Here is a 24,687-nt window from a genome sequence, read left to right as displayed (position 1 = left end):
TGACAACAAAGAAAAGCGGAGGCGACTGTTTAGCCCCGACAAGCATAAGACGGGCTGGAAGATAAAAAAAAGCCAGGGATTCCTGACTTTTTAATCTATTTTACACCAAAAAACTTTTTGAGTTTTGAAAAGACACCTGGGTTGTCCTCTTCTAGCGGCTGAAGAGGGATCGACTCGCCTAAAATTCGGCGGGCGATATTTCGGTATGCAATAGATGCTTTGCTGTTCGGATTTAACGCAATTGGCTCCCCGTGATTAGAAGCTCTAATCACCTCATCATCATCAGCCACAATACCAATTAGATCAATCGATAAATGGGTAGCAATTTCATCTACGTCAAGCATGTCTCCATTTTTCATCATTTGGTTACGAATACGGTTGATTATGAGCCTAGGCGACTCTACATTTTCCTCTTTTTCTAGTAAACCAATAATACGGTCAGCATCTCTAACAGCTGAAACTTCTGGGGTCGTCACAACAATTGCTTTATCCGCACCAGCCACTGCATTTCTATATCCATGCTCAATCCCCGCAGGGCAATCAATGATGACATAATCATAATCTTGCTTCAATTCATCGATTAGTACCTTCATTTGCTCTGGTGTCACAGCTGTTTTATCACTTGTTTGTGCGGCAGGCAATAAGTATAAAAGATCTTCAAATCTCTTATCCTTCACAAGCGCCTGGTGAATTTTGCATCTGCCTTCCAAGACGTCGACAAGATCATAAATAATCCGATTTTCAAGTCCCATGACAACATCTAAATTACGAAGGCCGATATCTGTATCTACAAGGCAAACTTTTTTTCCTTGCAAAGCTAGCGCTGTTCCTACATTCGCACTTGTCGTCGTCTTACCGACCCCTCCCTTACCGGATGTAATCACAATGGCTTCTCCCATCCTAGAATCCTCCTTCCAATCTAGTAATATTCGGTCTAATATGCATTAAAACTTGTAATCTATCAACAGTGATTTGATCTAAATCATTTATGTAAGCACATTCCATTTCTCTTTTTTCATCATCCTGATATTGGTCAGGAGCTCTTGTAATACAATCACTAATTCTAATTTGAGAAGGCTTCATAATAGAGGCTGTAACAATTGCTTTCTTATCTCCGTTAAAACCTGCATGAGCAATTCCTTTTAATGAACCCATTATATAAATGTTGCCGCCTGCAATAACCGTACCGCCTGGATTAACATCTCCCACAAGAAGCAAATCACCAGGCACTTGAAGAACCTGTCCAGATCGAATGATTCTAGCAACAGGTACAATTTCATTTTCTTTCTTTATCTTCTCTGCTTCATCTTTTGTTATCACATTTGAGCTAATCGAATCTACGACAAGATTTTTCTTTTGTCTCACTAAGTCTTTTAATTCCTCTACTTGTTCAGCTGTTAAGTATCGATTACCAACCTGAACATGGACAGAGATTAAGCGGTCCTCACGAGACTGAGAGCTTTCTGAAAGCTTTCGATCTAGTTCTTCCTTTAATTCTGCAAAAGAACAGGAATCATCAAGATGAAGAGTCAGCCCATCCTTTGTCCCTTTAATCGTTACATTTTGGAATTTCTTCATAACAAGTTGTTCACCTCAGAGCAAATGCGTAAGCAGCCTCTACCCTACTTAAATAGGAAGGCGCTTTTGCTAAACACTAAGAAAAAACGCATGGCGTTTTTTCGAAAAAGCTGGAGGCTAAAGAGTAAAGTAATAAAAATCAGCTGCGGTGAGCCAAATCCTATACTTCCCTTTGCTCCTAAACTTTATTTTACTACAATTCGACACGGACTTAAAAAAATCCTTTTTTGATCAAAATAATTTGGCCAATCGTAAATAAAATCAATACATCTAATGCAAGTTTTCTTTTGACAATGTTTAGGTTCTATTTTTATGCATCCAAGCTCATAGCTAACTTTTCAAAATGCTTTTTAAACGGATAGATAGTAAGAATGATAAAAATTAAATTGAGGATAAGTGTTGGTATTAAACGATCCATACTAAAGGTTGCAAATGTCATACCTGTCCGCTTAATTAATACATTCATTTCATATGCGCCCAGCTCTACAAGAGCGACACCTAAAATTGAAATGAACGTGACCATCACAATATTTGTTTGTAAAACTTTCATTAATTTATAACAAATGTAGGCAACTAAAGGAAACAGACAGACATATATCCCCATAATTTCTGTGTAGACAATGTCAAACCATAAACCAAAAAGAAATCCATAAAGGACCCCATAGTTTTTCGGTCCATACACAGTCAGAAGGATAATGGCAATTATTAAAAAATGCGGAACAAGAATATACTCATTTCCGAACACTTTTGGAGGCATTAATTCAACAAATATACTTTCCAATATAAAAAAAAGTAATAATAGAAGAGGAAGAAGGAATTTTCTCACAGTTCCTCCTCCTTATCATCAGTCATATCTTTTATATCTGGCTGTATTGAACCTCTTTTTGCCACCATGACATGCTCGATATCATCAAAATTTGCCCCAGGCTCAATGTAGGCCGTTTGTGTAAGCCCATACTCTGCCGGCTCAACCTCTACTACTTTCCCAATAAGGAGCCCTTTAGGGAATACGCCTCCTTTACCAGAGCTAATTACCGTCTGTTCCTTTTTAACCTTCGCGTCTGATGGGATTCTTTTCATCATCAAAAGACCTTTTTCATCATCATAGCCCTCAATAAACCCAAAAACGCTTTCCCCATCCGCTTGGATTTCTGCAGATATCCGGTTCGTAGGGTCCATTGAACTAAGAAGCTGAACAGTAGAAGTAAACGTCTCACTATTTTTCACCTTACCAATTAGTCCATTTGCAGTAATAACAGGCATATTTTTCTTTATTCCATCGCTTTTTCCTTTATTAATAATAAGCAATTCTGTCCATTTATCAGGATTCCGTCCAATAACCGTTGCTTGTTTTGGCTCAAAAGCACTTAATGCATCTTTTTTATCAAGAATTTCACGAAGCTCATTATTATCTTTCTTTAACAATTGAACCTCTGATTCAAGCCGTGCCAGCTCATCTAGTCTTGATTTCAATGCTTTATTTTCCGTATATGTATTTTGCAAGTCTTGCAGATTTTCAAAAAAATTCGCAACATACTGAGTTGGGCGTGAAACGGCTGTTTGAACCCAGCCAGTTGTATCTTTAATAAATTGTTCAGGCCAGCTTAACTTTGAACGTCCGCTTAAAGAAAACCCAATCAATGCCACTAGAATAATGATACTGACAAGCAAAATAATCAGGCGTTTATTCAAAAAGAACTGTGGCATTCCCTACACCTCGATATATTTTTTCTCTCTAAAGTATTTATGTTCACAAGAACGGAGAGCTCGCCACATTTTTAGTGAACGAGCACGCACTTCTTGTTTATACATTGTCACATAATTCTAATTAACGAGAGTCCTTCGATTTGTTTTTAAATAAATCGATATGATCTAGCGCTTTACCTGTTCCAATCGCAACACAATCCAACGGATTTTCTGCAATTAGTACAGGCATACTTGTTTCTTCACTGATCACACGGTCTAAATTACGGAGCAATGCACCTCCGCCAGTAAGTACAATTCCACGATCCATAATATCTGCGGCTAATTCTGGGGGTGTTTTTTCAAGTGTTACTTTCACTGCCTCCACAATGGAGTACACCGTGTCATGCAACGCACGAGAGATTTCCTCTGCTGTGATTTCAATCGTCTTCGGAAGTCCTGTTAAAAGATCACGCCCGCGGATCTCAATGTTCTCGATTCCTTCTGGCTCTCCAGCAGACCCAATTTCCATTTTAATAATTTCTGCTGTCCGATCTCCGATTAAAAGATTATAATGTTTTCTAATATAATTGATAATCGCATCATCCATTTCATTTCCGGCAACCCGAACTGATTGACTTGTTACAATTCCTCCTAATGAAATGATGGCGACCTCTGTCGTGCCTCCGCCAATATCAACGACCATACTACCAGTTGGTTCCCATACAGGCAAATTCGCTCCAATTGCTGCAGCAAATGGCTCCTCAATCGGATAAGCATCTCTTGCTCCAGCTTGGCGCGTTGCATCAATAACTGCTCGCTGCTCAACGGCTGTAATTCCCGAAGGAACACAAACCATTACATATGGCTTTCCAGAGAATAAGCCTTTATTTTTTATCGCTTGATTAATATAATATTTCATCATCACCGCAGTTGTTTCATAATCAGCGATAACACCATCTTTCATCGGACGAAGCGCGACAATATTTCCTGGCGTACGGCCAATCATATTCTTAGCGTCATTCCCAACAGCCACGATATTTTTCGTATCCGTCTGTAAAGCAACTACTGATGGTTCCCTTACTACGATGCCTTTTCCTTTAATATAGACCAGTGTATTAGCAGTCCCCAAATCGATTCCAAGGTCCTTTGTTCCAAACATAAGTGTATCTCCCTTTCTGATACGAAGTACAATAAATTAAGATAAAATGTAATTTTTTATTTAGCTATAAACGCTAACTTTATTTAATTAGACGTAAAAAAGCATAGATAATATTATAGCTTATCAGCGGACAAAACTAAAGTGTTATAAATACCCTTTTTCCTTCAGGCTCACAAATTTATTATCCCCGATAATCAGATGATCGAGCACTTCAATTCCAATTATTTTCCCACACTCAGAAAGGCGTTTCGTTACTTCAATATCCTCTCTGCTTGGTGTGGGGTCTCCGCTCGGGTGATTATGAAGGCAAATAATCGATGCTGCTGAACGCCTAAATGCCTCTTTGAATACCTCTCTTGGATGAACAATGGAAGCATTTAGACTGCCGATAAATATTGTCTGTTTGTGCAGGACTTGGTTTTTCGTATTTAAATATAAGCATACGAAATGTTCCTGCGATAGAAATCTCATATCATTCATTACATATTTTGCCCCATCCTCGGGTGAGCGGATAACGTACCGGTCATCACAAGAAAGATTCGAGATTCTTCTGCCAATTTCTACTGCAGCCAGAAGCTGAATAGCCTTTGCCTTGCCAATTCCTTTTATAGAAGTGATTTCATCTAAAGATGCATCCTTTAATAACCTGAGACCTTCAAAATGTTTAATCAGCCTGTTAGATAATTGCAGCACGGATTCATCCTTTGTCCCAGTCCTAAGCAAAATAGCCACAAGTTCATGTATAGATAAACTTTGCGGACCATTTTGGATAAAACGCTCTCTTGGACGCTCTTCCTGTGGAAAATCCTTAATCATTAAGGATTCGGTTTGCATGAATTATTTCCTCCCTATATCGGGCGTTAGGGATCTGAAGATGAGGAAATATATCAGATAGGAATCTCAAACCCTACATTCCTTAATTCTCGAACTGTTTTTGAAACAGGTAGACCGACAACAGAAAAATAATCACCTGTTATTTCTTTGACGAGTAAACTGCCCTTGCCTTGAATGCCATATGCACCTGCTTTGTCAAACGGTTCACCGGTGTTAATGTAAGCGTTTATTTCATCATCTGTAAGCTCCCAAAACACCACATCCGTTTTTACATAGAATTTATTTTCCATTCCAGGAGCAATAATAGAAACCCCTGTATAGACAGCATGTGTTTTTCCCGCTAAAGCTTTAAGCATTGCGAATGCCTCTGTCCTATCTTGCGGCTTGCCTAATATCGTCCCATCTAAAACTACTACGGTATCGGCTCCCATCACATAAGAGCCTGGGTATTTCTTGCTCACCGCTTTTGCTTTTCTATTGCTGAGCTCCATGACAATTTCTCCAGGTGCTAGTTCGGGATTAAAGCTTTCATCGACATCACTGCTGGAAACTTCAAATGTTAAATGAAGGTTTTCAAGAAGTTCTTTTCGTCGTGGAGAAGAAGAGGCTAAAATGAGGTTTTGCATTTCATCACCTTACCTTAATTTTTGTATCGATTTGGGAGATACACCATCATCGTACCAAAATTCAGCTGGACAAACAATTTTTAAACCGACAAATAGTGAAAAAGTTCATAAAATAAAGCTGGAATTTTCACACAAATACTAAAACTAAATTGCATAGGTCTTTTCATTTGCAATTGCTGTTATCATACAAAAAGAAGCCTGTCGATATTGATCGAACAGACTCCAATAACATATGTTATTTCCCGGAAAATATTCGAATTATGCCAGGTTTTGTCATTTCTAAAAAAAGGATTACATAGAATGATAAGCGGCAAGAAAAGCAAGTAAATGCTGTTGAAGCTTTGTTTGAATAGAAGGATCTGGTGTTTGCTTAAATGCCCTAAGCTGTCCAAGAGCCTGATCAAGTTCTGCTTTAATTGAAATAACCCCATCATGCTTAAGTTTATCTTCAGTTATATCCTTTAAGATTGAACCTTGTTTTTCAGCATTTTCAAGTGTTGCTGCAGAAATCGTTTGACTAACAGCAGCTTCTGCAGCACCTGCCGCTAATGATTGATAAATAGCTCCAGCAGCTTCCATTACTTTTCTATCTTGTCCTTGAAGGTCTTTAAGTGTTTTTCCATCAAAAGTAATTGGCTTTGCAAATACCTCTATCCCCTTATTTTTTAATTGTGCACCGATCTCCTTCGCATGTTCGATACTGTCTGCCACACTTACATATAATATAGCTTGTCCGTTCATTTCTACCACTTGAGCAGGAGCTCCCAGCTGAACCGCTTCATCCTTCATTTGATCAGCTGCCTCTTTATTTGAGAACACCCCTCCTTGTACAACAAAGGTAGATAGCGGCTCCAGAGTAATGCTCTCTGTCCCTCCTCCTCCAGCAGGAGTATCCTCTGTTTTCTCAGGGATTGGTTCGGCAATCACTGGCTGATCTGATGCTATTTCATTTTCAGTAATCACTAGCTTCAGCAAAAGCAATCCAAAGCTTGTCCCTAAAAGAATGGCAAAAAACACTGTCAGAAACACTGAGGAGCGCATGCCATGACGATTATTTTTCTTGAAGTTTTTACTAATCGTCCCTATGCCTTTTTGATTTTGTTTTTTTGGCTGCTTCGCCATTTTGTATTCCTGCACGTCCATATTGAAATCCGAAGATTCATCGGGCAATATCCAGTCAAAATTTTCTTCATCTGCTGTTTCCTTTGAAGCAGCCGCTTCAAGAGCAGAGGGATAGTCATACGTATGATTTGGATCAGTCTCCTCCATTAAGGGATCTCTATGATTTTCCCCTTCCATTCTTTTATTCTCTTGTCGCTTACTATCCTGAAAAGTATGGTTCTTGCCATTTATTTTAATCGTAATTGTTTTTCCCTTCTCTTCTCTCTCCACCATTTCCTCCTCCTCTCTTCCCAATCCATTGTTAATTTTGTTCCATCCTATCATAAGGGCAAAAAAAAATAACAAGACTTTTGTCGTCTTGTTACTCGGGATTTTCGTCAAATTTTTTAAGAATAGCTTTCTTAATTAAAGTTCTCGTAGATTGAAAACATTGGCAGCATTGCAGCTAATACGATTAGTCCAACAATCCCACCTAAAATCGCAATCATTAACGGTTCAAGTATTGCGCTTAAGCGCGATGCCATTTGCTCAACTTCCTCTTCATAAAAGTCTGCAATTTTTTCAAGCATCGTATCTAGCTGTCCTGTTTCTTCACCTATCGCAACCATATGGCTGACTAACTTCGGAAAAACCCAGCTGTGTGCAAGCGGAGTGGATAAACTTGACCCTCCACGAAGTGATTCAAGTGATTGTTTAAGTACTTTTGCAAAAACTAAATTATTTGCCACTTCGGCACTCATTCTTAAAGTTTGTAAGACTGGAACGGAGCTGGCAAATTGTGATGCCATTGTTCTAGTGATTCTAGCAATAATTTGTTTTTGATTTAAAACGCCAAATACAGGCATTTTTAACTTTACAAGGTCCAGCATATATTGCCCCTTTGGATTACGTTTTATTGCAATAAACACAAGGATAATAAGCATGACTATCAAAAGACAGAAATACCATTTATCTATTAGAAATTCCGAGATTGCCATTACGATTTTTGTAGGTAAAGGGATTTCTCCGCCAACCGACAATAAGTTATTTAGTAAACTTGGCAAGACCTTAGTAAGTAAAATAATAACAACGATCACCGCTACAAATGAAACCACAATGGGATACATCATCGCAGACTTTACCTTTTCCCTAACTTTATGTTCCTTTTCATAAAAGATTGCTAGACGGTTCATTACCCTTTCTAGATCTCCACTTGTTTCACCAGCTAGTACCATATTCACAAAAATTTTATCAAAGATTTTCGGGAACTTTTTACATGCTTCTGAAAATGCAATACCTGATCGAACATCTTGAAAAATAGTAAGAAGTGCCTTTTTAAAAACCTTTGATGAAACTTGGTCAGAAAGTAGCCGAATTGAATCTACGATTGGTGTACCCGCATTTAATAAGGTAGCAAGCTGACGGCAAAATACGACAAAGTCTTGATTCTTAACTGGCTTACCTATAATGATATTTAAATCTTTATTTAATATAGACTCTTTTTTCTCAATTATTTCTATAATATAAAGACCTTTTCTTTTTAATTCTTCAGTAGCTTCTGCTTTTGAAGAGGTGCTTAGTTTTCCTTTTACTTCTTTTCCTGTTCGTGAGTCAATTCCTATATACTGATATATCACTTTCTTGCCCCCTTTCCTAGAAGAAGACTATTCATGCTTGTCCCAGTTTGGTATGTATTCATCCGCAATGGTACGAGTCACCATTCCTTGTTGGACTAGTTCTGAAACTGCCCTATTTATCGTCTGCATCCCGGTATTTCGGCTAGTTTCTAATATTGTTTGTATTTGATGAATTTTATTAGAACGAATTAGGTTTGCGACAGCATGATTCGATACTAATATCTCTAAAGCTGCTGTCCGTCCTCTGTTATCGACTGTCGGTAATAAACGCTGGGATATTACTCCAACCAATGTACTGGCTAGCTGTGTACGAATTTGCTGTTGGTTTTCTGCAGGAAAGACATCAATAATTCGGTCAACTGTTTGAGCAGCTCCCGTTGTATGAAGCGTGGCCAATACTAAATGGCCAGTTTCTGCTGCAGTTATAGCCGTTTGGATCGTATCGAGATCACGCATTTCTCCAACTAGGATTACATCTGGATCTTGACGAAGTGCTGCACGCAATGCATTTGAAAATGATTGACTATCTTGACCAATTTCACGTTGATTGATGATACTTTTTTTATGGCTATGCAAATATTCAATCGGATCCTCTAGGGTTAATATGTGCTTACTAGATATTTCATTTATATAATCGATAATTGCTGCCAAGGTTGTCGACTTCCCACTGCCAGTTGGACCAGTGACAAGCAATATCCCTTGTGTTTGCATTGCAAAATCTTTTGTAATTTTCGGCAGGTTTAATGATTCCAATGTTGGAATTTTGCTATTAATTACACGGCAAACTATTCCAATAGAACCTCTTTGCCTATATAAATTTACACGAAATCGGCAAACTCCAGGAAGCGAATATGAAAAATCAAGTTCCCCTTCTTTTTCAAAACGATCCAACTGCTCGTTCGTAGTAATTTCTTTAGCCAGCCGTAACGTATCAATTGGTGTAAAACTTTCAGTACCCACCTTTTTAAGCTTCCCATTAATACGAACAATAGGAGTGACTCCTGTAGTAATATGCAAGTCAGATGCATTATTATTAAAAGCAAAATGTAGTAATTTTTCCATATTCAAAACATTCGTAGTCATAGTAGCTATTTTCTGTCCCTTCATCCTTATTATACTGTGACTCGATAAATTTCCTCTATTGTGGTTTTTCCTTGTGAAACTTTTAGTAATCCATCATATAACATTGCTTTAAAGCCCTTTTCTTCCACATACTTCCGATAAACAGAATCTGCTTGCTTCTTTGTAATCATTTCCCGTAGCACATCATCAATCAAAACAATTTCGTGAATCGCAAGCCTCCCTTTATATCCAGAACTATTACAATTGGAGCAGCCTGAACCTTTTACAATTCCACCTGTTGGAAGACCTCTCGATTCAAAAAGTTCTCTTTCTTCATTTGTAAGTGTATATGTGCTTGCACAATACGGACATACTTTTCGTACAAGCCGCTGAGCTAAAACACCAACTAAAGATGAAGCAACAAGAAACGGCTCAACACCCATATCGATTAATCGACTGATCGCACTTACTGAATCATTCGTATGAAGCGTACTTAACACAAAGTGACCTGTCATCGCTGAGCGCAAAGCAATTTCTGCCGTTTCTGAATCACGTATTTCTCCAACCATTATAATATCTGGATCTTGACGTAAGATGGAACGTAATCCAGCCGCAAAGGTCATACCTATATTCGATTTTACTTGTACCTGATTGATTCCCTTTATTTGATACTCTACTGGATCCTCAACTGTGATAATATTTACAGTATCAGTATTCAACTCTTGAAGAGCTGTATATAATGTTGTAGATTTACCTGAACCAGTTGGACCTGTTACTAATATAATCCCATATGCATGGTTAATCATTTTACGAAAATTTACCTCGTTTTTTTCGGCAAACCCTAGTTTCTCAATCCCTAAAGAAACACTTCCAGTATCAAGCAAACGCATAACTACCTTTTCACCATACACCGTTGGCAAGATGGATATTCGAAGATCAATCGTCTTTAATTCTAATTCCATTTTAAAACGGCCATCCTGAGGTAATCTTTTTTCTGCAATATTTAATCTAGACATAATCTTAATTCTTGAAACGAGTACATTATTCATTTTTGTCGGTAATGTACGTTCTGTCCGAAGAATTCCGTCTACCCTAATTCTAATGAGCGTTTCTGTTTCGTGTGGATCAATATGGATATCACTAGCCCCTAGTTGGACAGCTTGACTTATTAATTGATTAACCATTTTTGCAACTGCTGAGTCATCTGATTGCTGAGCTTCAAGGAATGCCTGATCATCTTCACTTGTAGGCATTTCTTGTATCATTTGATCAATTGATTTTTGCATCCCATAATAACGATTGATCGCTAAACGGAGTTCATCTTTTTTAGCTATTGCCGGATCAATTTCAAATCCCGTGCTTAAACGCAGATCATCAAGTGCAAAGTAATCAAGTGGATCATACATTGCAACCATCAAACGATTATTTGTCTTTTTTAGTGGTAATATTTGATACTTTCGAGCCAATTCCTCACTAATTATATTTACTAACTTTCTATCTATTCTCTGTTTATATAAATCAACATGCGGAATGCCCAATTGAAATTCTAATACTTCAATTATTTGCTGCTCGCTGACAAGATTCATCGCAATTAATTGATCTCCTAGTCTGCGTCCTGTATTCCTTTGTTCCTGTAATGCGTTCGTTAGCTGTTCTTCTGTGATAACTGAAGTTTCAACTAACAAATCTCCTAATCTTTTTCGTTTCTGAATCATTGAATATCCCTCATTTTCATAAAATGAAACTTCAATCAGTGGGAGTTTTCTTTATCACTGATTGTTAGTTGAACTAATCGGGCATATACAGGTTGTTGATCCCCTACTTAGAAGTATTCCCTCTTCTTGAAATGGGGGTCTTACAGCCCGTTAATCTGCGATAAAACTAATAGATTATATTACTTTTTATCAACAGGAACATAACTATTAAATATCAGCATATAATCAAGTAATAAGCCTTCTATTTTCCAAAAAGATTCAAGTTCTCCATTATTCATACCAGTTTCAAGATCCTCTTCTATTTGACTTAAAATTGACATTGTTTCCTGTAGCTCTTGTTTCCTTCCTTCACTTATATCTTTATTCAACATTTGCAGAACCTTAATTTCATACGATTTTTTTTTCATTTGAACAGCATTTAATTGTTCTTCAGTTATTAATGCCTTTCTTTCTATTATTCCATCAGATAAGAGTTTAGTAATAGTGGATACTACTTCTTCTGCTTCTGGCAGAAGATTTTCTATTTCATCTGCCGTAAGCCGATAGGGTAATGTTTTCACATAGGATTCAAAGCCTTGTTTTCTTAAGATTTCTACAATCTTTTGAGCGGAGGCAACACTGTTGTCTGTTGCGGTATAGATATAGCTCATTTCATCTCCGATAATTCTTGGGTGTACTCCATTCCCCACAAGGTTTTCAATAGCTATATTCAAATATTTCGTAGATGTATACGCACCCGCTTGAACAACATGGAATACAGGATCGCCATTCTTTATCCCTTCGTTTTTACGATCTGGCCTTTGATAGATTCCAAAGTCAGGATTGACTCCAGCTAAAGGTGCTTCTTTACGTTCATCATTATTTTGTTCTGTTACAGTCTCCGGCCTTGTTAAACTGTTCTCTTCATTTGACTGACCAGTATTTGACTCCTCTATATCAATATAGCGCTTAATTTTTTCAGGATCGAACTCATAATCAAGCTCAAATTGCGTATCATCATCAATAAAATCCGCAAAATCTTCGGAATAAAATGCTCTAATCGTAATTATTCCTTCCAATCGATTGTCCTTATCCTCATTGATTGTATACTCATAAGCTTGAATATGAATGGTTCTTTTCAAGTTTTCAAGCCCATAAATAAATTGATTAACTGCTTCTGCTTCACCATTGACATTAATCATCATTTCAATATATGCGATATCAAGATTATAAACATTTGGATACTTTTCCTTAAGGATATTTAATAATTTCTCAGGCAATATAGCATCCCAAGCATTCACTCCCTGCTGTTGAATTACCTCGCTTGCGTGATCTTCATTATTATCTTGAACTTCCACATCTGCTTGATTCTCTGTATCCATTTCACCATTGGGCTGATTTTTTATATCGGCTGGATTCCCCGAATTGATATTGAACGTAACGCTATCTATAACTGCCCCAGTTTTTAATTCCGTTCTCTCTATATCTTTGATTAATTCCTCAACATTCGGTCTAATCGGGATACTGCTAAGTAAACGCTGTTTTTCCTCATCTGTTAACGATTGTGGCTCTAAATTTTTTTTTACCTGTTTATAAAAGGCATAATCCTCATTTATTCTATTTAATTGCTGCAATTGGTTCTTTTCCTCAGCTGTTAGTGGGCGAACCATAAAAAAGTAGAAGATGAATAATATCATAAATAGAATGAGAATAACGATTAAAACGGCGTTTTTATTTTTTTCAAGCCATCTGGTCATCATTCTTCACCCACTAACGTGTAAAGCTTAATTTGATATAGAGATTTGTAGGCTATTTCTTCCTCATCAGCGATAATACTTTCCACCTGTGCTTGTTCAACAAAACTTGCATTAAGTAAGCGATGAAGAAAGATGGCCGAATCACCTTTTGATTTAAATGTGACGGTAAAAGTCAATTCACCAGTATTTATATATGTAAACGCATTTACTTCAGCTAGATCAGGCAGTAATCGATTTACGCGATCCTGTAAGTTAGTTGTATTTACATAAATATTATTTAAATACCTATCCAATAATTTATAGTTATCAGCATAGTTATATTCCGTTGCTCCAGTAGTATAAGAATGATATTCTTGCTGCAATTGATCTCGAGCAGCTGTTTGTATTTCAATTCTTTTTGTCAGTGTTTGGACAGTATTCTTTGTTTCAAAATAGGCATAGATTAAAAAAGAGGTTGAAACTGCACATGCAATAATGCCTAAAATCGGAATGAGATAGACTGACCTTTTTTCTTTTCGACTATTCGTTTGAGGTAACAAATTTATACTAAATTCCACGATAGGCCTCCATTCTTACATACGCTTTGAAAGTTCCTCTTTTTATCTTTTTTTACTTTTTTCATTCGCTCTAATTGCAAGGCCAATAGCAACGCTGCATGCATCTAAAAGGTCATTTCCCATGAAATTATTGGCAAGAATTGAACGATAGTCAATCTTAACAATCGCTTCTGTTTCCAAACGTTCCTTTAATTGTTCAAAAATCTCGTTCGTTTTTTCACCCGTAACGATAATCCTTTTAAATTCACTGTCTCGCTGGTTTAAGGAATAACGAAAAAAGTTTTGCGCTCGCTCTATCTCAAGAACAATTTCATTAACATATGAATCTTCGAATAAGCTTTTAGGTTCCTCTTTTGTAACAGCAACTTCCAAATGGGCAGCAATTTTAGAAAACTCCTCCTCCAGCAGCAACACTTCATCCTCTGAATTTTCTTGTGGAGTTGAGTAGTAGTCATTACGAATAATAGACATCATTCTTGAGAAAACAATTATATTATCTTTAAATATATGAATATCAACAGAAGTCTCTGAAGCGTCAATAATCATTTCCGTCTCTTTCAGCCAGCGCGGATGAACATAAAACAATAATCTTTGAAGTGCTAATCCGCGAATTTCAGCTGATAGTGGTTTAAGACCAGCAGTTGTACATATGTCGGCTAAATCCTGTGCTAGTGATTGAGATGTAGCGAAAAGCAGCAGCTCGCTTTTCGGACCTTCCATATTTTCTTCAATCCCTTTAGCAAGTTCGTCTAAGGAAAGCTCATCTTCTTCCTGTTCCTCAACATTTCCATCCGCATTTAATTCACTTGGCGCAATTGAACCTATTTTCACAAAATCATAGATTGGATTCTCAAATGGCAAATGAATGCTCTCGCCTATTTGAAACTGCAACAGCTTCGCTAACTCAGTTTCGCCGATATCAGGTAATGAGGTAATCTTACGAACAAGAATATTTTGCGTCGGGATAGATAGATGGACATTTTTTGATAAACTACCATTTTTAAAAAAATCTTTTAATTTTAGTGAAAGGAGATCATTATTGGTAGTTCGGCCCCCAACAATAGTTTCATCATGTAATTCTATATTGCCGATATTTTGCAGTACAGGTATGCCTCTTTCCATCTTGATAGTAGCATAGACTATCGATCTGTCATGAAAGTCTATTCCCGAGAATTTGTTGTTGCGTAGCATTTGATTCACCTCAGTGTAGTCTTCTGTTATTGCCTTAATGTCTCATAATCAATAACCTTCATACTTGATTCCCATAAATTATTTTCGGGATTGGAAGTGCCATTATCTGTTCTATTACAAATATCACCAGTTAACCCCAAAAGTGAGCAATCAATCCCTTTTGCTGCACCACTAAAATTGTTTTTACCATTAGTAGAAATATGATTTGCAATTATCCCTGAATTGATAATCACTGAATCATCGTTTCCCCCACCACTTTTACTAAACTGGTTCGTTACAATTAAGGCACCGTTTATTACAACAGTAGAATTCCCACTCATATTAAAACTTTCTACTACAAGAATCCCATCAATTTGAATTGTAACTTTTGTTTTTCCAGAACCACTTATATTTACACTTTGGGCAAACACTGTTGCATCTTTAGGAATAACCATTCGATCCCCATTCCCAGAGTAAGTAATTTGTATTGGATTATGAATTCCTGGTGTAAAACGGTATGAGTTATAAATAACCCAAGAATTATTATAAGTTACTGGGTAGCCAATATTGTTTAAAATCGTATTGAAAGTTTGATTTGACATTCTTTCACTGTTCTCTCTAATATTTATTTCATCATGCTGAGAACTTCCGTTGTAATTCAAACTTCCTTGGTAATAAACTGGTTTATTTAATGTCCCTGTCCCCCCATCAAAATTAGGATTTCCCTTCTCCGCTTCTAGCTCTATATTCCTGGATACATTAGAACCATTAGCAGTTATGCTTGCGAGAAACTTATCTGAATTAATAACCGTTTTATTGATCGTAATCGTTATAGGCGGTTTATCCCCAATTGATTTTTTAACTGTTAAAGGACTTTTATCTTTCAAATAAAAATAGGGTCCAGTTTGTGTAACCATGACTATTATCGGCTTCCCTTTTTTATCAGTTATTACATTCCCTTGCTTATCCCGTAATTCTACAGGTACAGTTTTTCCTATATAAGAATTCATCTCTTCTAAAACTAGATCAACCGCACCTTCAGCAGTATAGAAATCATCTTGAATTTTTTTATTTTTCTCATTTGATTTTAGACTATACGTCGTTGAGGCTAGAAGAACAGCACTAATAATTGACAAAAATAAAATGACAAATAACACTAACATAAGCGCTGCACCAGATTGTGAATTAACGTTTTTCCAACCTTTCATGTCACCACCACCGATATTATTTCGGAATAAGGAAAATAAAGTTTTACATTCAATATTCAAACCGTCGTTCACGAATTACCTCACTTTTCAATTCAAATGCAAAGCCAGATTTTTCAATAATTAATTTTACCTTTAACGGATTTTCATGCCCACTTACAATAAATTCCTTTATATTTTCCGATAAAACTATACCGTCTTTTTTTATCATTCCTTTACTTCCTGCGCGTTCCTCATACTCTAGCAATACTTTTTTATTTGAGCCATCAATCAATTTCATTGATCCAGAACCATCATTGGATTGATACCAGGTAATATTATTATCTCTCATCTTTTCCGTTACATATTCCATAATTAAACGGGCTTCACGCTGAACATCATTTTTAATTGATACTTCTTTTTCAGTTTTCAAAGTAATAATAACTAAATTAGAAATTGGAACAATTATAATTCCCATCACTAGAATAACAACCAGCAGTTCTACTAAAGTAACACCTTTCTCATTTTTCATTTAGTTTTCACCACTGTAACAAGTTCTATTGTTCCATCCTTTTCCTTTACTCCACTAGAAGCACCGTTTACTACTTTTGTAGGGGTTTTAACAATTACTTTAACTTCGCTAAAATTAACGTTTTCAGGTGATGCTTTAATTGCAGTTTCAATATAAACAAATAGATTCGTGCTTACATCTATTTCATCTAAAGAACCTTTACAGTTATTTTCAATATGATTTATATTCGTCCAGCAACCATTTGATAGCAAAGCTGGAGTATGTTTAAGTCGAACCTTCTCCATTACCTCCTGGGCAATATAGGCAATTTCCGTCTCTTTTTCTTGACTAATTGTTCTTGAAAATGTGCCTGTCATAATCGTCAGTAAGGGAACGATGACAATTCCAGCAATGACTATCGCTGCTAAAAGTTCTACTAATGTAACCCCTTTTTCATTCTTCATAAACTGCCCCCTTACCAAAAGCCTATATACCATTTCCATATCTCTTCACCATATGTATAAGCGATGATGGTTCCAATAAAGATTGATGGACCAAATGCAACTGGCTGCCCTCTTTTGACTTTTCCTGTCATCATTAGAAAAAGTCCTCCAATTGCTCCAGCAAAGGACGCAAGGACGAGACTTAAGGCTGTTAAAGACGGTCCTAAGGTTACCCCAATGGCGGCGTACAATTTAATATCGCCCCCACCCATGCCTCCTTTACTGATAATGGCAATGAATAATAATAAAGAAAAACCAACTAATCCTCCTAGTAAATAGTACCAGAAAGGTTCCGAACCGATAAACATGCGACTAATAACTAATAATCCAAGCAATGGCAACGTCACTTTATCAAGGATCAGATGTTCACGTATATCTGTTAAAACAGAAATTATTAATAATATCGTTAAAATAAAAGCAGGGATAATTTCAATTGATATACCAATAGTTTTATAAATATAGAAAAGAGAAACTGCTGTTAACAATTCACCGAATGGATATAATGGTGAAATTGCAGTTTTACAATATCTGCATTTTCCTTTAAGGAATAGATAGCTTAGAACAGGAAATAAATCAAGAATACTTAATCTATGACTGCAATGTGGACAATGAGATGGAGGGAAGACAACCGATTCCTTTTTTAATAAACGAATCGCTACAACATTGAAAAAGCTTCCTAATATCAATGTGAAAATAATAAACAAAATATCGATAAAGCCCAATTAAAATCCTCCAATCTGATTGTTTTGTATGTAAATTTCTTTATTTAAAAAAGCTGTCGCCGCCAAAAATGACGCGACAGCTTAATATAATATATATTTTTATTTTGGCATTGTACACTGACCATCATTAACTGTACCAGCTTCTCCCGGATTCTTCCCTTCAACATACTTAAAATTTTTATCTTTGCTTTCCGCACAAGTTGGGACTTTATCGATATAATTTTTATCTACTAAATCTTTTAGTTCTACAGGACTTGTTCCCTCAACCGTGTAATACCGGTTTACTGCATCCTGTAAGATTGCTTTATTCTGAGCATTAGTATTTTTAGTAGCATCATCTCTGTTGCTCATCACCATCGGTATCGCAATTGCCGCAATAATCCCTAAAATCACAATTACTACTAGTAATTCAATCAGTGTTAAACCCTTCTGGTTTTTCAAACATTTCATTTTTTTGTTCAAAAGTTTTTTGATCATTTGAACGAATTCCTCCCTCTTGAATAAAGTAATAATACCATATTTTATGAGTTAATTAACTCGTAAAATATATAAAAACGGCCCTTACAAGTATGTACAAATTAATACATAGTCTGTAAAGGCCGGTTGCACCAACTGCTCCATATGACTCAGGTGCCCATTTACAAGTCATACTTCCACACATCCTATTATTCTATTATTGCTTGTATTATATCCAATTTTACAAAATAAGTAAATGGATTTTCTGTGACTTTTTAACTACCTCCAATCACTCTTCATTTCAATTATAGTTAATTTATCACCTGTATATAAGACCGGAAAGCTAATACGTAATGAAATTTCAGGAAAACTACTTTTTCACCTCACATACTCCGCCACCCGATTCCGTCCAGCCCTTTTCGCGCCAACATACAGTGCGCGGTCGGCATGCCGGATTAACCCGAGCGAATCTTCTGCATCAAATGGAGCAACCGCGACTCCGATCGAGGCAGTGATGTTCACACCAAGTGGGCAGCCGTCCCACTCCATATGCTGAGTTAGTTTAAATGTATGAATAGCTATTGTTTGCCTGATCGTTTCAGCTGTTAGAAGGGCTTCGTCTTTTGCAGTGTTTGGAAGAAGAATGACAAATTCCTCCCCGCCATAGCGGGCGACCGTTCCTTTTTCCCCTATTAGCTGCTGCAGCTTTTCAGCGAGCTGGCAAAGAATTTCGTTGCCGCTTTGGTGACCATATGTATCATTTATTGATTTAAAGTGGTCGATGTCAAGGATGAGCAGTGATAATTGTTCTCTTTCAAAGGTTTCCAGTCTAGCAAATTCTTTGCTTAAGAGATTGTCAAAATAGCGGTAATTGTATAGCTTTGTTAGAGCACAGCGCTCGCTTTGGGCTTTTGTTTCTTCATAATGTCTAGCATTCTCAATTGCTACCGCAAAATGTGAACAAAGGATATCGATAATCATAAGCTGGGACTTCTCATATGCTCTTTTTTGGGTGGAGGCAAGGACTAACACACCGGTTACTTGATTATTTCGAATCACCGGAACACATAAGATACTCTCAATCGAGTCTGGCAAATAGCCATTTGCAATATGGCTCCATTCTTCCTTTTTATGAAATAGCACCGGCTTGCGCTGATCCCAAACAAGTCCGCTAATTCCTTCTGTCGTTGTAAACGAGCGAATATTTGACGATTTCACTTCCCCTTTTTCTATATATCGAAGAATCTGTAATTCCTTTTCATCCACTACATCAAGTATGTATGCGTAATCAACGGTAAGCATCTCTGTTATCTTCTCGATAAATAAGTCGAGCACTTCATTTACGATTAATTTTTCTGCGAGCTGGTGTCCAATTTCAGCTGCCTTTTGCAAAAGTCCGTTAATTTTATCACTAGAATAATAGAGATTTAAAATAATTGATAGACTGGAGAAAGGCACGCCAACGAATAAAATAGCAGCTGATCCAATTTCCACATAAAGCGTGTATAGAACAAAACCGATTGGAAAGGTTATTAGTGTTGCAACCGTTTCCCAAACAAAATCTTTTCCAAAAAGAACTTTACGGCCATTATAAACGAGTATATTTAAAATAATAATGATGAAATGATTCAAAAGGTAATAAAAAATAGGATAAATGATGATAAGCCAAAAAGATTCATGTAACTCCCCTATATTGATTCCCGTTTTTCCACCAAGAGAGTAATAAAAAATACCACTAAAAAGAGAAACTAAAAAGAACATAAGAGAGTTTAACGGGATTCGAAAAAATTCAGTATTAGGAAGCTTAATGCGGATAAATAAAACAATGAGCGCAAACTGGATGATTACTAATTCAACAAACAGACCAAATGCTAAAAAGACCGCCCAGGAAACCCACTGGATTAAAAATACAGGAGACCTATTAATAATCATGGGTGTAGCTGCAACGAATGACGCAAGCAATAAGAAAAGCAAAACGTCTACTTCAAGACCAGAAATTTGAGGAGGATACTTCTGGTAAGTAAACCATAAACCTAACGGAAATACGAACAACCAAATAATCCAAGTTATTCTTTTCTTAAGTAAACTTACCATTTATATCCCCCCCATCGTTGTTTTATAGGTCATTAGTCACATAATATGATTATCTTATCAAATTTCTAAACTGATGTCACACGAATCCTTCATAATTTTACCTTTTTACAGCTTCTAACAAGAATGGCTTCACCTCTGATAGAAAGTATAAAGACCCTGTAACAACGAGGACTTCCTCGTTTTGTAGGGAATGGATTTCCTCATTTATTGCTGCTTTCCAATCCTTTGCGAAATGTTTATTATCATTTTGACTTCTATTGAATAACGCTTCTGCACTAGCTGCTCTTGGAAAATCAAAGGTTACAAAGGTAATTTTATCTGCAACTTCATCTAAATTTAGGATCATTTTATCCAACTTTTTATCAGAAAGCGCAGTAAAAACAATTCTGATTTTCTTATTAGAATATCGCTTTTTCAATTCATTTACCAATGCTGTAATCCCTTCTTCATTATGAGCCCCGTCAATAATAATCATCGGGTCCTTTGAAATGATTTCAAATCTTCCAGGCCAATAAGCTTTTTTCAAACCGGAGTAGATATGCTCGTCCTCTATTAAGAAAGAATAGTATTTATTTAATAGCTCCACTGCCATAACCGCTAAAGAGGCATTTTCCGTTTGGTGGCTGCCTGCCATAGAAATCTCTAAGTTTGACCATTTACGAAAAGGGGTTTTTTGTGAAAATTTTTCCCCAGTCGTTGTTGAATGATGCTCCTCAATTGAAAACTGGCTGCCGAGAGAGTATAGTGGTGCCTTCATCTCAAGCGCCTTATTTTCAATGACCTGCTTAGCATCTGCTTGCTTTACCGCTGTAATGATACTCGTTCCCGGTTTAATAATACCTGCTTTTTCAAAAGCAATTTCTGCATGTGTAGAACCGAGTATTCCCGTATGGTCTAATCCGATATTCGTAATAATCGATAGAATCGGAAAGATAATATTGGTAGAATCGAACCTTCCGCCCAGACCAACCTCGAATAAAACAATATCTACTGACTGTACATGACCAAAATATTGCATCGCCATCGCTGTGATGATTTCAAATTCTGTCGGTCCGCCGAGATCGGTTGCTTCCAGTTCTACAGAGAGCGGGTAAATATCATTCGCCAATTGAACAATATCTTCGTCTTTAATTGGAATGCCATTCCATGCAATTCTTTCATTAAATTGCTCAAAATAAGGAGAAGTAAAAGTCCCCACAGAACAGCCAGACTCCTGAAGGATGTGGCGAAGATAAGTTAAAGTGGAACCTTTCCCGTTAGTTCCTCCGATATGAATGGTTTTCATTCTTCTTTCAGGATGTCCAAGCTTCTCCATCATCCATTCCATTCTTTTCAATCCAGGCTTCACCCCAAGTCTTAAGCGGGAGTGTATCCATGAAACCGCCTCATCATAAGTTGTAAACATGCTAGTCCCTCCAAACCACACATAGGAAGACGAATCCAGTGTAGTTTGGATTCGCCTCCTAGTTACTTTGTTATTCGCCTTTTAATTCTTTAATACGCGCTTCCACAGCTGCTCTCTTCTCACTATAATCTCGTTCCTTTGCTCTCTCTTCTTCAATTACTTTTTCTGGTGCCTTTTTAACAAAGCCCTCATTGCTTAATTTCTTCTGAACACGCTCAACTTCTTTGTTCAGTTTATCCCACTCTTTTTCTAAACGGGTGATTTCTTCTTCTATATTGATTAAGCCCTCAAGCGGCAAGATAATTTCTGCTCCTGTTACAACCGCTGTCATCGCCTTTTCAGGGATTTCAACCTCTGTTGCAACGATCAATTCCTCTGGATTACAGAAACGTTCAATATAGCCACGGTTGTTTTTTAATGTACTCAAAATAGCTTCATCTTTTGCTTTTACTATCATCTTAATCTTTTTACTCATAGGTGTATTTACTTCTGCACGGCTATTGCGAACAGAGCGGATGATTTCGACTAATAGCTTCATTTCATCAGCAGCCTTCTCATCCGTGAATTCAGACTTCACTTCTGGCCATGTAGCAGTTGTAATTGATTCTCCTGAATGAGGAAGGTTTTGCCAAATTTCCTCGGTAATGAATGGCATGAACGGATGCAGCAATCTCATAGTATTGTCTAATACATAAGCCAAAATGGAACGAGTTGTTTTCTTCGCTGCTTCATCTTCTCCGTATAGCGGAAGCTTAGCCATTTCAATATACCAGTCACAGAAATCGTCCCAAATGAAGTTATAAAGAATACGGCCCACTTCACCGAACTCATAGCGGTCTGATAGTCTCGTTACCGTTTCAATCGTTTCATTCAAACGAGTTAAAATCCATTTATCAGCCACTGATTTTTCACCGCTTAGATCAATTTCGTCATAGGTTAAGCCGTTCATATTCATTAACGCAAAACGGGATGCATTCCAAATCTTATTCGCAAAGTTCCATGTCGCCTCAACCTTTTCCATGCTGAATCGCAAATCTTGACCTGGTGAACTTCCTGTTGATAGGAAGTAACGGAGCGAATCCGCACCATATTTATCGATGACATCCATTGGATCGACACCGTTTCCAAGTGACTTACTCATTTTGCGGCCTTCTGAATCACGAACAAGCCCGTGGATGAGAACATCTTTAAATGGACGTTCGCCTGTAAATTCAAGCCCTTGGAAAATCATCCTAGATACCCAGAAGAAGATAATGTCATAACCTGTAACAAGTGCTGCCGTTGGATAATAGCGTTTATAATCAGGAGTCTCTGCATCAGGCCAACCCATAGTTGAGAACGGCCATAAGGCAGAACTGAACCATGTATCTAAAACATCCTTATCCTGCTCCCAGTTTTCGATATCTTCTGGTGCTTCGTGGCCAACGAACACCTCACCAGTCTCCTTATGATACCAAGCTGGGATTCGGTGTCCCCACCAAAGCTGACGCGAGATACACCAGTCGCGAATATTCTCCATCCAGCGAAGATACGTATTTTCGAAACGGTTTGGTACAAAATTAACTTTATTTTCTTTTGCCTGAAGGGCAATTGCTTCATTAGCTAATGGCTGCATTTTTACAAACCATTGAGTGGAAAGATATGGTTCAACAACCGCACCGCTTCGTTCAGAATGTCCAACCGAATGCATATGCTCTTCAATTTTAAATAGTACCCCTTGCTCTTGCAGATCTTTAACAATCTGCTTGCGGCATTCGAATCGATCCATTCCTTTGTACTTATCGGCCTTTGCATTCATCGTTCCATCTTCATTCATAACAAGAACGCGTTCAAGATTGTGGCGGTTTCCAATTTCAAAGTCATTCGGGTCATGTGCAGGCGTAATTTTTACAGCACCTGATCCGAACTCCATATCTACATAATCATCAGCAACAATTGGAATTTCACGGCCAACGATTGGGAGCTTAACCATCTTACCAATTAAATGCTTATAGCGCTCATCTTCAGGATGAACAGCTACAGCTGTATCGCCAAGCATGGTTTCAGGACGTGTTGTTGCAATTTCAATATGTCCTGATCCATCGGCTAGCGGGTATTTCATATGATAGAATGCACCCTGAACATCCTTATGAATAACCTCAATGTCAGAAAGGGCCGTTTTTGTTGATGGATCCCAGTTAATAATGTATTCTCCGCGGTAGATCAGTCCCTTATTATAAAGAGAAACAAATACTTCTCGAACCGCTTTTGATAGCCCCTCATCCAGCGTAAAACGCTCACGGCTGTAATCTAATCCTAGACCTAGCTTAGACCATTGCTGGCGGATATGACTTGCATATTCCTCTTTCCATTTCCAAGTTTCTTCAACAAATTTTTCACGGCCTAAATCGTAGCGGCTTTTTCCTTCATTGCGAAGCTTTTCTTCTACTTTTGCCTGGGTAGCAATTCCAGCATGGTCCATACCTGGCAGCCACAAAACATCATAACCCTGCATTCGCTTCATACGGGTTAGAATATCTTGAAGAGTTGTATCCCATGCATGCCCAAGATGCAGTCTTCCTGTTACGTTAGGCGGCGGAATAACAATCGTATAAGGCTCCTTCTTTTCGTCATCCTTCGCCTCAAAATATTTCCCCTTTAGCCACCAATCATAGCGCCCTTGTTCAATTGCCTGTGGATCATATTTAGTCGGCATTGTCAGTTCCTTCGTTTCCATCGTCAATCTTCCTTTCCAAACAATTTATCAGCTAGTGCTCTTAAATAAAATAAAAAAACTCCATTCGCCTTAAAAGGACGAATGGAGTTAGCTTCGCGGTACCACCTTTTTTTCAATCACATAAGATAAACAGAAACCTCTAGGAAGGCACTGATATCTCTTAAAGAAATGATTGACTCTTAAATAGATAACGGATTTCCCGTCTTTCACTACTTGAACATTAGTCCTTTCGCGA

The 24,687-nt window shown here is 37.4% G+C and carries 22 protein-coding genes, 1 riboswitch and 1 other annotated feature (1 of these 24 only partly in view); all 22 genes read right to left on the bottom strand.

Annotated features, from left to right (window positions below):
• Positions 1–95: 95 nt before the first annotated feature.
• Positions 96–899 (bottom strand): septum site-determining protein MinD, encoded by an 804-nt coding sequence (minD, locus tag RUH74_RS14305; RefSeq protein WP_131237885.1) that lies wholly within the window; start codon positions 897–899, stop codon positions 96–98.
• A 1-nt stretch (position 900) separates the two neighbouring features.
• Positions 901–1,578: a septum site-determining protein MinC gene (minC, locus tag RUH74_RS14300; protein ID WP_313801091.1), complete on the bottom strand. Its 678-nt coding sequence runs from the start codon at positions 1,576–1,578 to the stop codon at positions 901–903.
• Positions 1,579–1,888: 310 nt separating this feature from the next.
• Positions 1,889–2,404, bottom strand: coding sequence for a rod shape-determining protein MreD (mreD, locus tag RUH74_RS14295; RefSeq protein ID WP_313801089.1), 516 nt, complete (start codon positions 2,402–2,404; stop codon positions 1,889–1,891).
• On the bottom strand, positions 2,401–3,285 hold the full coding sequence (gene mreC, locus RUH74_RS14290) for a rod shape-determining protein MreC (protein ID WP_313801087.1): 885 nt from the start codon (positions 3,283–3,285) through the stop codon (positions 2,401–2,403). The genes mreD and mreC overlap by 4 nt, the downstream gene beginning before the upstream one ends.
• A 121-nt stretch (positions 3,286–3,406) precedes the next feature.
• Positions 3,407–4,423, bottom strand: coding sequence for a rod shape-determining protein (locus tag RUH74_RS14285; protein WP_313801085.1), 1,017 nt, complete (start codon positions 4,421–4,423; stop codon positions 3,407–3,409).
• A 144-nt stretch (positions 4,424–4,567) separates the two neighbouring features.
• Entirely contained in the window at positions 4,568–5,257 is a 690-nt protein-coding gene (radC, locus tag RUH74_RS14280) for a RadC family protein (protein ID WP_313801083.1), read from the bottom strand.
• A 53-nt stretch (positions 5,258–5,310) separates the two neighbouring features.
• Positions 5,311–5,883, bottom strand: coding sequence for a Maf family protein (locus RUH74_RS14275; protein ID WP_313801081.1), 573 nt, complete (start codon positions 5,881–5,883; stop codon positions 5,311–5,313).
• 291 nt (positions 5,884–6,174) lie between these two features.
• Positions 6,175–7,278, bottom strand: coding sequence for an SPOR domain-containing protein (locus tag RUH74_RS14270; protein ID WP_313801079.1), 1,104 nt, complete (start codon positions 7,276–7,278; stop codon positions 6,175–6,177).
• A gap of 128 nt (positions 7,279–7,406) precedes the next feature.
• Positions 7,407–8,621, bottom strand: a complete 1,215-nt coding sequence (locus RUH74_RS14265) for a type II secretion system F family protein (RefSeq protein WP_313801077.1) — start codon at positions 8,619–8,621, stop codon at positions 7,407–7,409.
• Positions 8,622–8,648: 27 nt separating this feature from the next.
• Positions 8,649–9,683 carry a type IV pilus twitching motility protein PilT gene (locus RUH74_RS14260; RefSeq protein WP_313801075.1) on the bottom strand — a complete coding sequence of 345 codons (1,035 nt, stop codon included), beginning with the start codon at positions 9,681–9,683 and terminating at the stop codon, positions 8,649–8,651.
• A gap of 50 nt (positions 9,684–9,733) precedes the next feature.
• Positions 9,734–11,398, bottom strand: a complete 1,665-nt coding sequence (locus tag RUH74_RS14255) for a GspE/PulE family protein (protein ID WP_313801073.1) — start codon at positions 11,396–11,398, stop codon at positions 9,734–9,736.
• A gap of 179 nt (positions 11,399–11,577) precedes the next feature.
• Positions 11,578–13,137, bottom strand: a complete 1,560-nt coding sequence (locus tag RUH74_RS14250) for a hypothetical protein (RefSeq protein ID WP_313801071.1) — start codon at positions 13,135–13,137, stop codon at positions 11,578–11,580.
• Positions 13,134–13,691, bottom strand: coding sequence for a hypothetical protein (locus tag RUH74_RS14245; RefSeq protein ID WP_313801069.1), 558 nt, complete (start codon positions 13,689–13,691; stop codon positions 13,134–13,136). Before RUH74_RS14245 ends, RUH74_RS14250 begins: the two co-directional genes overlap by 4 nt.
• Positions 13,692–13,733: 42 nt before the next feature.
• Positions 13,734–14,882 (bottom strand): type IV pilus biogenesis protein PilM, encoded by a 1,149-nt coding sequence (gene pilM, locus RUH74_RS14240; RefSeq protein ID WP_313801067.1) that lies wholly within the window; start codon positions 14,880–14,882, stop codon positions 13,734–13,736.
• Positions 14,883–14,908: 26 nt separating this feature from the next.
• Positions 14,909–16,141 carry a hypothetical protein gene (locus RUH74_RS14235; RefSeq protein WP_313801065.1) on the bottom strand — a complete coding sequence of 411 codons (1,233 nt, stop codon included), beginning with the start codon at positions 16,139–16,141 and terminating at the stop codon, positions 14,909–14,911.
• Entirely contained in the window at positions 16,119–16,577 is a 459-nt protein-coding gene (locus RUH74_RS14230; protein WP_313801063.1) for a prepilin-type N-terminal cleavage/methylation domain-containing protein, read from the bottom strand. Before RUH74_RS14230 ends, RUH74_RS14235 begins: the two co-directional genes overlap by 23 nt.
• A complete protein-coding gene (locus RUH74_RS14225) occupies positions 16,574–17,020 on the bottom strand; it encodes a type IV pilus modification PilV family protein (RefSeq protein WP_313801061.1) in 447 nt (148 codons plus the stop codon). The genes RUH74_RS14230 and RUH74_RS14225 overlap by 4 nt, the downstream gene beginning before the upstream one ends.
• Positions 17,021–17,031: 11 nt before the next feature.
• Positions 17,032–17,781, bottom strand: a complete 750-nt coding sequence (locus RUH74_RS14220; RefSeq protein ID WP_313801059.1) for a prepilin peptidase — start codon at positions 17,779–17,781, stop codon at positions 17,032–17,034.
• A 99-nt stretch (positions 17,782–17,880) separates the two neighbouring features.
• A complete protein-coding gene (locus tag RUH74_RS14215) occupies positions 17,881–18,258 on the bottom strand; it encodes a prepilin-type N-terminal cleavage/methylation domain-containing protein (RefSeq protein ID WP_313801057.1) in 378 nt (125 codons plus the stop codon).
• Between the two features lie 114 nt (positions 18,259–18,372).
• A riboswitch (cyclic di-GMP riboswitch) is annotated at positions 18,373–18,453 on the bottom strand.
• A 162-nt stretch (positions 18,454–18,615) separates the two neighbouring features.
• Positions 18,616–20,331 (bottom strand): sensor domain-containing diguanylate cyclase, encoded by a 1,716-nt coding sequence (locus RUH74_RS14210; RefSeq protein WP_313801055.1) that lies wholly within the window; start codon positions 20,329–20,331, stop codon positions 18,616–18,618.
• Between the two features lie 97 nt (positions 20,332–20,428).
• Entirely contained in the window at positions 20,429–21,736 is a 1,308-nt protein-coding gene (locus RUH74_RS14205) for a bifunctional folylpolyglutamate synthase/dihydrofolate synthase (protein WP_313801053.1), read from the bottom strand.
• Positions 21,737–21,806: 70 nt separating this feature from the next.
• Complete coding sequence (locus tag RUH74_RS14200) at positions 21,807–24,452, bottom strand: valine--tRNA ligase (RefSeq protein ID WP_313801051.1); 2,646 nt, start codon at positions 24,450–24,452, stop codon at positions 21,807–21,809.
• 70 nt (positions 24,453–24,522) lie between these two features.
• Positions 24,523–24,687: a binding site (T-box leader), on the bottom strand; it runs 111 nt beyond the window's last position.

This window comes from Cytobacillus sp., assembly GCF_032154635.1.
Classification (GTDB): domain Bacteria; phylum Bacillota; class Bacilli; order Bacillales; family Cytobacillaceae; genus Cytobacillus.
The sequence above is the reverse complement of the archived record's forward strand: the minus strand, read 5'-3'. Positions and strand labels throughout refer to the sequence as shown.